At 36.5% G+C, this 13,552-nt stretch carries 9 protein-coding genes; 7 read left to right on the top strand and 2 right to left on the bottom strand.

The window, feature by feature from the left end; all coding sequences use genetic code 11:
* Positions 1-13: 13 nt before the first annotated feature.
* On the bottom strand, positions 14-1,420 hold the full coding sequence (locus tag ACFVT8_RS24065; protein WP_387086256.1) for a polysaccharide deacetylase family protein: 1,407 nt from the start codon (positions 1,418-1,420) through the stop codon (positions 14-16).
* Positions 1,421-1,873: 453 nt separating this feature from the next.
* Between ACFVT8_RS24065 and ACFVT8_RS24060 the strand changes: the two genes are divergently transcribed.
* Both ACFVT8_RS24060 and ACFVT8_RS24055 read left to right on the top strand, forming a co-directional pair.
* Entirely contained in the window at positions 1,874-2,626 is a 753-nt protein-coding gene (locus tag ACFVT8_RS24060; protein ID WP_387086253.1) for a threonine/serine exporter family protein, read from the top strand.
* A gap of 12 nt (positions 2,627-2,638) precedes the next feature.
* Positions 2,639-3,106: a threonine/serine exporter family protein gene (locus tag ACFVT8_RS24055; RefSeq protein ID WP_387086250.1), complete on the top strand. Its 468-nt coding sequence runs from the start codon at positions 2,639-2,641 to the stop codon at positions 3,104-3,106.
* Positions 3,107-3,157: 51 nt separating this feature from the next.
* Here the strand turns inward: ACFVT8_RS24055 and ACFVT8_RS24050 are convergent, their stop codons facing one another.
* A complete protein-coding gene (locus ACFVT8_RS24050) occupies positions 3,158-5,179 on the bottom strand; it encodes an EAL domain-containing protein (RefSeq protein WP_387086247.1) in 2,022 nt (673 codons plus the stop codon).
* 941 nt (positions 5,180-6,120) lie between these two features.
* Here ACFVT8_RS24050 and ACFVT8_RS24045 point away from each other — a divergent pair.
* From ACFVT8_RS24045 to ACFVT8_RS24025, 5 genes are all read left to right on the top strand, one after another.
* Positions 6,121-7,842: an ABC transporter ATP-binding protein gene (locus ACFVT8_RS24045; protein WP_387086244.1), complete on the top strand. Its 1,722-nt coding sequence runs from the start codon at positions 6,121-6,123 to the stop codon at positions 7,840-7,842.
* Positions 7,842-9,674, top strand: a complete 1,833-nt coding sequence (locus tag ACFVT8_RS24040; RefSeq protein WP_387086241.1) for an ABC transporter ATP-binding protein — start codon at positions 7,842-7,844, stop codon at positions 9,672-9,674. The genes ACFVT8_RS24045 and ACFVT8_RS24040 overlap by 1 nt, the downstream gene beginning before the upstream one ends.
* A 544-nt stretch (positions 9,675-10,218) precedes the next feature.
* A complete protein-coding gene (locus tag ACFVT8_RS24035; protein ID WP_387224333.1) occupies positions 10,219-11,085 on the top strand; it encodes a GNAT family N-acetyltransferase in 867 nt (288 codons plus the stop codon).
* A gap of 713 nt (positions 11,086-11,798) precedes the next feature.
* Positions 11,799-12,368: an S-layer homology domain-containing protein gene (locus tag ACFVT8_RS24030; protein ID WP_387086235.1), complete on the top strand. Its 570-nt coding sequence runs from the start codon at positions 11,799-11,801 to the stop codon at positions 12,366-12,368.
* Entirely contained in the window at positions 12,362-12,742 is a 381-nt protein-coding gene (locus ACFVT8_RS24025; protein WP_387086232.1) for a hypothetical protein, read from the top strand. The genes ACFVT8_RS24030 and ACFVT8_RS24025 overlap by 7 nt, the downstream gene beginning before the upstream one ends.
* The last annotated feature ends 810 nt before the right edge of the window (positions 12,743-13,552 follow it).

The following is a 13,552-nucleotide window of genomic DNA, read 5'->3' as shown; positions in this document are numbered from 1 at the left end:
TTTCTTTGTCTAGTTATTTTTGACGATATGGAAGAATTTCCGATACTGTCACGAATTCATAGCCTTGCCCTTGTAAATAAGCAAGCACGGAATCAAGACCATCAGCAGTCGATTGATGAATATCGTGCATTAAGACAATGGCGTTATTGTGTAAATTATTTTTGACATTAGGTAGTAACTGTTGTGCATTGCGATACTTCCAGTCTAACGTATCGATCGTCCATAAAACAACAGGAATTGGAATTTTGGCGTTAATCGCTTCGTTTGTTGCGCCGTATGGCGGTCTAAATACAGTTGGTTTTTGATTAATGGCCTTTTCTATCTCCGCAACTGTAGATGTGTATTGATTCACTGCCGAATCTAGTGGCAGTTTTGTTAATACAGGATGGTTCCATGAATGATTACCTATTTCATGTCCTCGTGCAAGAACGTCTCTTGCGATATCAGGGTAATATTGGACACGACTACCGAGCATAAAGAAGGTAGCTTTTGCATGATATTTATCAAGCGTATCTAAAATCTGTTCTGTGACCTTTGGATGTGGGCCGTCATCAAAAGTTAAGGCAATACGTTTTTTGTTTGGGTCACCTGTATTAATTGGCTTTGTCGGCTTTTCCATAACAATTTGGAAATTAGAGGCTAACAACGGATTGATAAGTGAAAGGGGAAGCTTCACAATTGGTGAACCAGCTGCTCCGCTAGCAATCTCATACTCATCAAAATAGAATTGTAACGAATCATCAACGATAGCAAAGCGATTGAAGTTTGACCACTTTGGTTCAGTTGATTTTATTAAATCATCCTTGAAAAGCTCATCCTTTAACTTGAGGTTTTGTTGTAAGTCATTACGTACATGAGTAGCTAATGCCGTTAAGTTGTTTTCATCATTATTCAACAATGTTTTAATGGAAATTAGTTTACCAGTTTCATGATTGATGAAGAATGTTTTTGTTGAAACCTCGGGATTGGCTCCACCTGTATACAGCATTTTTGTTAGTACAAAAGAATAGTATTGTTTTTGATATGGGAAAGTTTCAAAGCTAATATTAAGCTCACCCATTACCTCTTTATCTTTAATTTCTTTCATAGATGACAGATAGTTTTCTTTTGACTCCGTTATGTACTGTAATACAGCATCGTTAAAAGCTTTATTATCTGTTTCTGGGTAGTGAATAGCAAAAGGAGTTCGCTTATCATTAGAAACATCTGTTACAATACGTATACCTGGAAACGCAGAGCTTTCTGTGGATAGATTACTCTTTATTGAATCTGAATTTGTCTCTTTTGAGGCACTAATTTTTTGAAACTTAAAGTCATCCTTTGATAGGATAATAACTAAAATAATAGTCGTTAATGTAATGATGAGGCCAATTAATAGGAAATCAATCATTGGGCCGCGTCTTTTTCTGCGTTCCGGCATTTTGATGGATACGCTCCTTTCCATATTTATTTTTCTATACAATCAGACGTGTTAGTCATTGAAAAAGTTATACGAATCTACGAAGTTTTGCTATCAATTTATGGGAAACCATTCTTCATAAATAAAATACCCATTAGCTTACCATTTCTAACTTATGAAAGCCCAAGTACTTTTGTTAAAAGTAAAAATTTTTTTGTTGAGTTTTTATTTGCAGTTCGATACTATTGGCAAGGAACCTTAACTTCTTTCAGCGGGTGCCAAACACCCGCTGAAAGAAGTTAAAGCCTCCGGCGGATGTCATGGGATCGGAAAGGAGTTCTTAGGGGATGTTAGCCTAAAATCATCGCATCCATGCGATAACGGCTAACTGACCTGCGTCATGCAGGCCCAAGCACAAAGCCGATTCCAGACGCAATTATGCCGAGGCATAATTGAGGGAGGTAGATAACTGTAATGGTTTTACATGAAGTGGATAATGAATTTACGATTGACTGTTTATTACTTGCAGGGCGAATTATGATTGAAAGTGGTGCAGAAACATATCGTGTGGAGGATACAATGCTACGCATGGCACATTCTCAAAATATGCTGAACGCGCAATGTTATGCCACACCTACAGGAATCATTTTTTCGTTAGGCAAGACACAGCCAACGAGAATTACATCGATTTCCAACAGGGTAACAGATTTACAAAAAATAGCCTTGGTAAATTCAGTATCTCGGAGACTCACATCTCACATGATAACATTAGAAGAAGCTTATGACGAGCTAAAGTCGATACAAAAAACAAATTATTTTTTACCAACATATATTCAAGTCATATCAGCGGCTCTCGCGAGTGGTTGTTTCCTTATAATGTTTAAGGGGGTATGGTCTGATTTCCTTTTTGCCTGTTTGGCAGGGGGGTTAGGCTTCCTAGTGCTTTTATTGATAAATGATTTAACAAAAGTAAAATTTTTCTCGGAATTTACGGCTTCATTAGTAGTAGGGTCTATTGCTGTCTTTTCAGTAAAATATGGCCATGGTACGGAAATAGATAAAATTGTTATTAGCTCCGTTATGCCACTAGTACCAGGTATTTTGATTACGAATGCAGTTCGGGATTTAATGGCAGGTCATTTTATGTCAGGGATGGCAAAGGGCGTAGAGGCCTTTTTAACAGCTTTTGCAATTGGTGCAGCTATTGCCGTCACTCTATCGTTTTAGGAGGCAGACGACATGGACTATATCGTACAGTTGATTCTTAGTTTTTTTGCGACTGCAGGGATCGCAATTATTTTTAATGTACCTAGAAGAAACCTAGTTTATTGTGGTTTTGTTGGGGTAGTAGGCTGGATGATTTATTTCATCCTAACAGAACATGGCATGGATATAGTATATGCTTCATTCTTTAGCGCTTTCATAATTGCTATCGTTTCTCATTTGTATGCTCGACGCTTCAAAATGCCGATGATTATTTTTATTGTTGGTGGTATTATCCCGTTAGTTCCGGGAGGCATGGCTTATAATGCAATGAGAAATGTTGTAGAGGATGATTATATACAAGGGTTACAGTATGGATTGAAGGCATTTTTAATTACAGGTGCCATCGTTATAGGACTTGTTTTTGCTGAGGTGTTAATACAGCTTATTTTCCGTTCTATACGTAACAGTAAGGCGACAATCAAAAAGGTCTACAAGAAATAAGGTAATAAAGAAGGAGGTTACGTCTTAAACGTAGCCTCCTTTTTAAATTAACTATTTAACTAGTAGCACTTCAATTTCCTCTGCATGAACTGGTTTACTAATATAGTAACCTTGAATTGCATCACAGCCATAAGAAATCAAAAGGTCTGCTTGTTCAGCAGTTTCGACACCTTCTGCTACAACTTTAAGTTCCATAGATTTTCCGAGCTGTACCATACCATGCATTAGCTTTTGAGTTTTTTCAGATTTTAATAAAGAACTTGTAAATGCTTTATCGATTTTTAATGTATCTATCGGTAGAATTTGCATATATCTAAATGAACCATACCCGGTACCGAAATCATCTAGTATAAAGGCGATCCCTTCATTTTCAAGCTTACGCATTTGCTGTGTGATAAAGGTAGCAGCTTCTGCTTCTAGGGCAAATTTCTCTGTAATTTCGATTTGAATAAGGCTTGCAGGGCAGCCAGTTTTCGCTAACGTTTCAAGAATGGACTTTGCCATATTTTTATCACGGAATTCGCGTACAGAAGAGTTAATGGATACTTTTAAATCAAGACCAGCTTTTTTCCAGATTAGTGCTTGTTCACAAGCTTTTTCTAACATAAAGGAACCAATATTATTAATGAGGCCAGTTTCCTCAGCAATTGGAATAAGCTCATCTGGTGAAACAACGCCTATTACTTCATCTTCCCAACGAACTAGTGCTTCTACAGCTGTGATTTTACCTGAAGTAACATCAATTTGTGGCTGATAGAGGACTTTTAAGTTTTTTTGGTCAAGAGCTTGAAGTAAACGTTTTTCAATTAAAGCTTTACGATTTAATGCCTTATGTGTTGCTTTTGATAGTGAGACGACTTTATCGCCACCTGCTTCACGGACAGTTGTAATAGTAGCAATGGATGCCTTCATTAGTTGGGAGAATGTAGTTTGATCCTCTGGATAACGTGTAATTCCGCCACTAATAGAAATAGGGACCGCAACATTACTGTTATAAATTGGATGTTGTTGTAAGTAAGACAGGAAGCCTTGAATAAACCATTCACTTAATGGTGTAATCACGACAAAATCATTTTCATTAATACGTGCCATTGTGCTATCTTGGAAGTACATTTTTATACGATTGGTAAACTCTACAATAAGACTTTGATCGATTTGCTGATCATGTAACTCTTTTAACGTATAAAATTTATCTATACTTAAATAGACAAAAGAGAAGTTTCTTTCTTCCTCAATCATTTTGGATATCACTCTTTCGAGTCGGTGTGCATTCATGAGGCCTGTTTCTGTATCGATATAAGCGATTTTTTCAAGCTGATGTTGTATTGTCTTGGACTTCGTGATGTCCTTTTCAATTAAAAAGAATTGTTGTTCATTTGTTTCAATATCAAACGTTGGGATAGCAGTTAGAAGTACCCAATAAGACTGACCTGTTTTTGTAACTTTTTCGACTTCACCTTGCCACGTATAGCCATTGTTTAAATTACGCCAAATAGTATTTGTGATCTTTTCACTTTCTTTATTATCAGGGAACAGCTGCCAAAACGTTTTACCAATAACGCGTTTTGGTGTCCATTGACTCGTTTTTAGAAATTCAGCATTACATTCTAAAATGAACCCATCATGATCAAGTGTTATTGTCATAAATGTCGAGTCTAATCCCTGTTTTAAGTCTAAGAGAGTGCTGCTATTTGAGACAGAATTAATCATTAATTCCGGTAGCATAAACATCATAAGAATGAAACGCTCTCCTTGTTCAGTAAATGGATTAGCTAGCAGTGCTGTTGTAATTTCTTCATTTGTATATGTGTTCAGTTGAATTTGATTGATATACGTACTGCCATCATTTTGTAAAAGGGTTTGAAACTTTTCTAAAGAAAGCTGACGTAGTAAATTTTCGTGAATAAATGAAGCGATATGTTCTTTAATAGTAGTAGCTGAAAAACCAAAAAGTTGTTCAGCAAGCTTTCCCAATTTTATAGCTTGTCCATCTTGATTCATGACAATTGCTGGAAAAGGGAGTGAATTTAAATAATGTTCATCGATCGTAAATGATTTATGCATATGACTCATGATTATTCGATCTCCTTGAGTAATCTATATATACTATTATTATAGTTAATTATCAGGAATTAGTCATTATGAATATGATTGTAAATATTTGATAATGAAAAAATTTGGGACTTTTTTAGTGAGAAATAAGGGAGGGATTGACTGAAAATAACATTATTTAGTATTTATATAGTGAATGGGAATTGTATGAAACAATTAAATGGAATAGTATTTATCTTCTCCGGAGCGATTTTACGAGGAGCAACTGGGCTTTTATGAAGTGGTTACTCAACCATACACCATTGATAGTTTCCTTTGTGTTAACAATTTGTTTATCGGATTATATTACTTACATATTGATTGTTAACTAGAAAAAATATTTTCGGCATTTGGAAATAAAAACTATAGAGTAGACAATTTCTTGTGTTTGAGGTAGCAGGAATGTTGGGGTACAGTTTACTTTCATGGCGTCAATCAATGAAAGTAATGCTGTATTGGCTACCTTATTACAGTTTTTAGCACGCTATTTGTTGTTGCTTATGTCTCTCTTAGTTTAAAGAAATGGCCACCGAAATATCAAGTGTTAAGGATTATTGGTACACTTAAAGATCTTTTTCTCCTACTAATGAACGCTTCATTTGAGGCTTTGCAAGTTAGTAGCAAAGCCTTATTACGGGGAGTAGCTGTTGGTCTTTCGTTTGCCTTCTGCACATTGTACCCTGTACGTTTGATGAAAGAAGGAAGGTACTACTTATTAATGAACCGTTAACAGCGATGGTTATTTCAGTTATCATGTTTGATACATCGTTAGGTTTTGGCAATTAGTTGGTGTATTCGTTATGTTTGTTTGTGTAATGAGGCTTTCTGTAGGTGGAGGAAAAGCATAAAAATACTATCTATATAGGAGTTCTTCACTATATTTGAATTTTATGGAACTTCTATTGAGAACAAGGGGGAAGAATGTGAAAGAAATTTTTTCCTATGTAAAGCCTTATAAATGGACTGCATTAATTGCGTTTTGTTTAATGTTGGTGGAATTGTTTGTGGAACTCGCTCAGCCACTTATCATGGCTAAAATCATAGATGATGGAGTTCGAGCTCAAAATCAAGGGATGATTTGGCAATGGGGAATTGTTTTACTTGGCCTATCCTTCGTAGCCTTTATAGCCGGTGTTGTTAATTCATATTTTTCATCGCATACAGCACAGAGTTTTTCCTATGATTTACGAAATGCATTGTTTGAAAAAATACAATCCTTTACTTTAGCTACTTATCAAAAATTCTCAACGGCGTCTCTTATTACAAGGTTAACGAATGATGTTACGCAAGTTCAGACAGTGCTGTTTATGAGTTTGCGTATTATGCTTCGTGCACCACTTGCCGTTGTTGGTAGCATCGTTATGGCTTTTATTGTAAATGCTAAACTAGCGTTGTTTTTAGTAATTGGCGCACCGATTATTTTACTATTTCTTATTTTTATGGTGGCAAAAGGCGTGTCCTATTTTGGACTTGTGCAAAAGAGAATTGATCGTTTGAATCGTGTACTACAGGAAAATTTACAGGCTATTCGATTAGTGAAGGCTTATTTACGCGGTGCATATGAAGCCTCTCGCTTTGATGAAGTTGCCTCACGCTTAAAAATAGATACTGTAAAGGCTCTGCGTACAATGGAGTATATTATGCCCGTACTGTTATTCATCATGAATATGAGTTTACTTGCAGTGCTGTGGTTTGGAACGAAGCAAATAGCTACAGGTACAACACCACTTGGAGATGTTGTTGCCATTGTCAATTATGCAATGCGCATGACAGGCTCGTTCTCGATGTTTGCCTTTATTATTATTTTTTATGCGCGTGCCAAAGCCTCGGCGGAGCGTATGGCAGAAGTCCTTTCAACTGAAAATGAGATTGAGCTACCATCATCTTCAGAGAAAACATCTAATGGCATGAGTTTTGGCGAATTAGCTTTTGATCATGTGAGCTTTACTTATCCTGGGGAAGACTCGCCTGTCCTCTCTAATGTAAGCTTCCGCGTGAAATCGGGTGAAAAGTTAGCCATTATGGGGGCAACAGGTGCAGGGAAATCTACGTTGCTACAGCTTATTCCTCGTTTCTACGATGTCACAGAAGGCACAATAGTAGTAGAGGGGAAAGATGTACAGCAATGGGATTTACAAGAACTGCGCGAAATCATCGGCTATGTTCCACAACAATCTTTATTATTTACAGGAAGCATTGCTGATAATGTTCGTTGGGGCGATACAGAGGCTGAAATGGATGCTGTGCTACAAGCTACAATGCAAGCGCAAATCCATGCTTCTGTGGAGGATTTCCCGAATGGTTATGAAACAAGAGTCGGCCAGAAGGGTGTTAATCTTTCGGGTGGTCAAAAACAAAGATTATCGATTGCGAGAGCGTTATTAAGAAAAGGGCATATATTAATGCTCGATGATAGTACAAGTGCGCTTGATGTTAAAACGGAGCAGGCATTATGGGAGGCATTGAGTGAAGAACAAGCAACGATGCTAGTGGTTACTCAAAAGATTCGAACAGCTAGAGGAGCAGATCGCATCTTACTCATCGATGCAGGAAAAGTGATCGCATACGGGACGCATGAAGAGCTTTTGCAAACTTCAGCGCTTTATAAAAAAATAGCAATCTCCCAACAGGAGGTGGAGGAATAATGGGATTTTTCCAAAAACCTTTTGGCTATGAGCCGATTTTGACGAAAGATGATATGAAGCAGGCTGTTAAGAAAAAGAAGGGACCTCGTGCGACAGATTGGAAAAGTACACTACTACGTTTATGGAAAATAGTTGACGAACAACGTGTACTATTAATTATTGTGCTGTTACTTGTCTTGGCGAGTTCCGTTTTGGCTCTCCTTGGTCCGTATTTAATCGGTAAAATGATTGACATGTATGTAACGCATGGAGAGCTTGCAGGACTAGAGAAGGGGATTATGCTGTTAATCGGCATTTATGCTCTGTTAGCAGTATCATTATTTTTGCAAAACTATTGGATGATTGGTATTGCTCAACAAACCATTTATAGATTACGAACGAGTGTATTTGCTCATTTCCAAAGACTGCCGATTGCCTTTTTCGATCGCCGTCAACATGGGGAATTAATGAGCAGGATGACCAATGATATTGAAGCAGTTAGTTCAACATTAAATAGCTCCTTTATCCAAGTTTTTTCTAGTGTATTAACACTTACGGGAACAGTGATCATCATGTTAAGTTTAAGCCCTTTACTTACGGTATTAACGATGACGATTATACCGATTATGTTTTGGGCGATGCGTTGGATTACACGAAGAACCGCACCGTTATTTAAGGAACAGCAAGCAGCTATAGGAGCTCTAAATGGCATGATTGAAGAAACGATTTCGGGCCAGAGAATCGTGAAAGCTTTCTCACAAGAGGAACGCATGAAAGAGGAGTTTCGTGAGAAAAGTTTGCGATTAAAAAGTACCGGCTTTTGGGCACAGACATACTCTGGTTATATACCAAAGGTCATGAACTTTTTAAACAATATGAGCTTTACAATTGTGGCTGGTATTGGCGGTGTGCTTGCTTTTTATGGGCATGTGTCAATCGGGGTAATTGTTATTTTTACAGAATACGCAAGACAATTTACACGACCGTTAAATGATTTGGCCAATCAATTTAATACCGTGCTGTCAGCGATTGCTGGTGCTGAGCGTGTATTTGCGTTACTGGATGAACAGCCTGAAGAGGAAGTTGTTTCAGTGCAGAAACACAAACTATTAGGACAGGTGAGCTTTCAGCATGTGTACTTTAAATATGAACAAGCAGAGGAAGCTTACACTTTGAAAGACATTAACTTTAACGTAGAGCCCGGACAAACGGTAGCTCTTGTTGGGGCAACTGGAGCAGGAAAAACAACGATCTTGCAGCTTATTGCAAGATTTTATGAAGTATCAAAGGGTGAGGTTTTATTTGATGGTGTAAACATTCAGCAAATAGAACGACAAGCATTGCGCTCGCAAATGGCCTTTGTCTTACAGGATCCGTTTTTGTTTGAGGCATCTGTACGTGAAAATATTCGTTATGGTCGATTGGATGCTAGCGATGAAGAGATAGAGGAAGCGGCGAAGCGTGCAAATGCACATGAATTTATCATGACACTAAAGGATGGCTATGACACAGTACTTGCTGCAGATGGTAGTGGAATATCGCAAGGTCAAAAACAGTTATTGTCAATTGCACGGGCGTTGATTGCCGACCCGAAAATTTTGTTGTTAGATGAGGCGACAAGTAGTATTGATACTGTTACGGAGCTAGCGATACAAGAGGCTCTTGACATGCTAATGCAGGGACGCACAAGCTTTGTTATTGCTCACCGGTTAAATACAGTGCATAATGCTGATATTGTGCTTGTTATGCACAAAGGTGAGTTAGTTGAAGCAGGCCCTCAACAAAAATTAATGGAATCCGGTGGCATCTATGCACAGATGTTACAATCTTCATCCCATCATCTTGATGACTAATATGGAAGTAACGATGTAGATGTAAATCACATTCCTCAAAAAAAAAGAGCGATTTCGAAATAATTGAAATTGCTCTTTTTTTAGTTTGGAATATATTATTTTAATTAAATTAAATGTAATCCATCTATAAAAATAGTATAATTATGGATAATAATCAAAGGGAGTTATTGACAATTGACATATTGGAATAGAGATAAGGCTTCTATTGAACTTGACGATAAGCGAAGGCACAAAGAGAGAAATGCTGATGCCCTCCATTGTCTAACATCTTTTGCAGCATTGTGTATCATCAAATACCTTTAAAAATCCTAAAGTTATGGTGAGGGGGATCCGATTAATAAGTGTGTAGAATGATTGATTTCTATCTATTAATTATAGTAATTTTCAGTCATTATAACCGTCAACAATCATATATAACCTTTTAATTTCACTATATTTGGAGTAAAATTGTTAATAATTAGGAGTGTCTAGTATAATTTGTTGCCAGCTTATTTTCTTTCTTGCTACAATAGGGCAATAGTCAGATACAAGAACGGAGTAAATGATGAATATTTCAGTGATGACAGTGTCTTTTCCGTTAGATGGGGAAACATTAAATGAATTAAAATTATTGTGTGAGGAAGCGACCACGCACGATTATCGTGTATATGAAACTGTTATGGGTTTGCCTATGGCGAGCTCCTTTGAATCGAAGGGCTTTATGGTACTTGCTTATGAGGATGATATAGATGTATTAGTTGGTGCAGCTAGTGCAATAGATCTAATGGGGCTGCATACATATGAATGGACTTTAGTTGTATCACCTCCGTACCGTCAAAAGGGAATTGGAACAACTTTAGTAGAAACTTTACAGGCCGGCCTCGAAGAACGTGGAGCAGAAGGGCAATTGGCGGTAGTGATAGATGGATCACCTTTTGGACACACGTTTATTGAAAACAAGGGCTTTGCATATAGCTTTTCAGAAGCCACTTTAGAAACAAGAGCAGAGTCAGTAGAAATAAAGAATGATATCGAAATCATTCCTTATACAGATGAACAGGTAGAGCTGATTGCTATTTATAGTGCAGCGTTTGGAGACCTACCTGAAGAGTCTGAGGAGCTAATCACTTTTAATACTTCTACAACTGGTAGAAAGCTATGGGTAGCGCGTAAAGATGGAAAAATTGTTGGTACAGTGACGACTGCCCAGGAAAATGAAATTCAATGGGTTACAGCGTTGGCAGTACATCCAAACTGTGAGGGGCAGGGAATTGGTACTGCGATGCTTTCGTTTTCAAAAGATTATGCGAGCAAAATTGGCGCGAAATTCGTCATGCTGGATGTAGAAATTGACAATAGAAAGGCGCTTTCTGTTTATGAGAAGGCAGGCTTTATGAAGGCTCAGCAAATAGACTATTTTGTAAAACAATAAGTGAAGAGTGAGGAGTGTGCTTTAGGCATCGCTCCTCACTTTTTTGTGTTCAGCAATGAAGCTCAAACACCAGAGATAAGGAAGCGGGAGCTTTTCGGATAGAGAGACGAACTACATAAACGGGTGTGTAATTCCGTTATTTCAAAGGAAGTTCCAAGGAAACAAGGTTCAATCCCATAAGATAAAGTTGAAAATAAATCCATAATGATCCAAAGAAATTTATCAAATTATGTTCAAAAGTGAACGAAAGTTGATTTGTAATTTTGAGGGATGATTATTGCTTATTAAAGATGTTGCAAGTAAGACAGAAGAGGCACTATCTAACTCTACTCTAGGATATGACATTTCATTAGATTCAATAGTGCTAATAGTTTTCAATAATGCTCGTTGGAAATCATTCAAATCAAGTCCGAATTTTAAAAACTCATTAATTTCAAATTCACTATTATAAAATTATGTTAGAAAAACAACGAAAGTTGATTTTCATCCTTTTGTAAAATGCGATACAGTGTGTGATTGTAGGAAATGAAAAGTAAAAACGGATATCAAATATAGCAGACCTGTAGCGTAAGCGATATGGTATGAAGGGTTTGACTAAAATTCAATAGACCTAGTTTTTGGATAACTTTTTTATTTAAGTCATGGTTATGGTGCTATATCGATGCGGGATATCCTTATCTTTTACCCAAAAATGTTTTTCAGGAGGAAGAAGGATGGGAAGCAAAATGAAATTAGGTATGTGTAGTGCATTATTAGTGAGTGGTTTAGTATATGGAACTCTAGGGTCTAGTGATTTAGTTGCTAATGCATCTGGTAACAATATAAACACAAAAGTAGCACAGCGAGTAGGAAGTCAGTTTAAAGACCTGAATGTTAATTCCTATGAGGCGGTAAACTGGGCTAGAGGTAAAGGTATTATTCAAGGGTATCCTGATGGTATATTTAAACCTAATAATCCAATCACAGAAGCACAATTCGCTAAAATGTTAGTTACCTTTTTAGGTCTAAAAGATGATAAAGGTGATTTAATTAAGTACACTCCGAAAGCGATGGAATATGACACGTATTATGATGCATTAGCTGCATACGGTACACCGCTTAATGGTTATTTTGATAATAATATAAGAAACAAACCTGTAAAAAGAGGAGTAGTGGCGAGTGCAATTGGGCATCTTACAGGTGATTCTATTAGTTTAAGTGACTCTATGACTCTATTAATTTTATGCTTGCGAAAGGAATTACAACAGGTCAAAACTCGCAATATGAGGGGAAAGATTTGTTAAAACATTTTGGAACACACAGTATTTTAACACGTAGTCAAGTAGCGACATTTTTATACCGCATGCACAATGGAGACATAGAAGCAGCTACAGGAATTGCTCTTGTAGTTCATAAAAATAATGAAGGCTTTAGTTTAGTAGGACTTGCTAATAAGGGAATGTCCAAACTTGATAGTTCATTAAGGTTTGGTAGGCAAGGAAGTGAAACTCCTGTAACTAGTGGAGGAAATAACAATTACGGTGGTAATGTAGAACCTCCAGCAAAAAATTCTAAATTACCTGTAAGTGATACTGCTACTAAGAATGTTAACATGGTTGAGTTGGATAAGATTGCTTCGAGATTTTCTAGACAAAACTATCAATTTGATAAAAAATGAAGGCTATGAAGTAGTATTAGCTAAGGAAGGACGTTTGAAATTCTCAAAAGATAATTTAATGGTTACTTTCGTAAATAATAGCGATAAAACCAATATTACTTATTCTAAAAATGTTAATGCTGATTTAGTAGTTAGTTGAATAAAAGATGTTACTGGTTATACGGTTGATAAGTCTAACTTATATCCATCACACGGGAATGTAATAAATTCTGATTTGACAATAAAAGGTGGTTCTGATGGTAATTACACTTTAATTTATTTTACAAAGAAATAATGTTGTTAATTAACTATCTAATAAGACAGCTTAAAAAGGTTTCTCAATTATAGGGTACTTTATTCAATGTTAATTTGAGATACGAAAGTTATTAAGTATGAACGGGGCTAAATAAAGTAGACAGTTTAATAAAAAAGGGAGTGCCATACTATTCGGCATTTAGATGACTTCGATATGCTTGGCGGAGTCATTTTTTTATTCATTGTTTTATATCCCAGGCTTTTTTTAATAGCAATGTATGAAAAAATGATATGTTAAATAACAATAAACATTAAATATACTTCAGATTGTAAGTCTAATATTAAACTGTTTTCTTAATTGTTATATAGGAAGTTTCTCGATGAAGTGAAAAAATATAATTTTTTTTAGAAATAGTATTGACCTTTTTAAAATACGGGTGTAATATTATACAAGTCGTTAAGACAACTACTAAAAAACAACTAAATTAGTTGTTGACATAGAGTTTACGACATGATATTATATAAAAGTTGCTGTTGAAGAAACGGCAACGAAATGAACCTTGAAAACTGAACAAG

This window comes from Lysinibacillus sp. NPDC058147 (assembly GCF_042884205.1).
Lineage (GTDB): Bacteria > Bacillota > Bacilli > Bacillales_A > Planococcaceae > Lysinibacillus.
The sequence above is the reverse complement of the archived record's forward strand: the minus strand, read 5'-3'. Positions and strand labels throughout refer to the sequence as shown.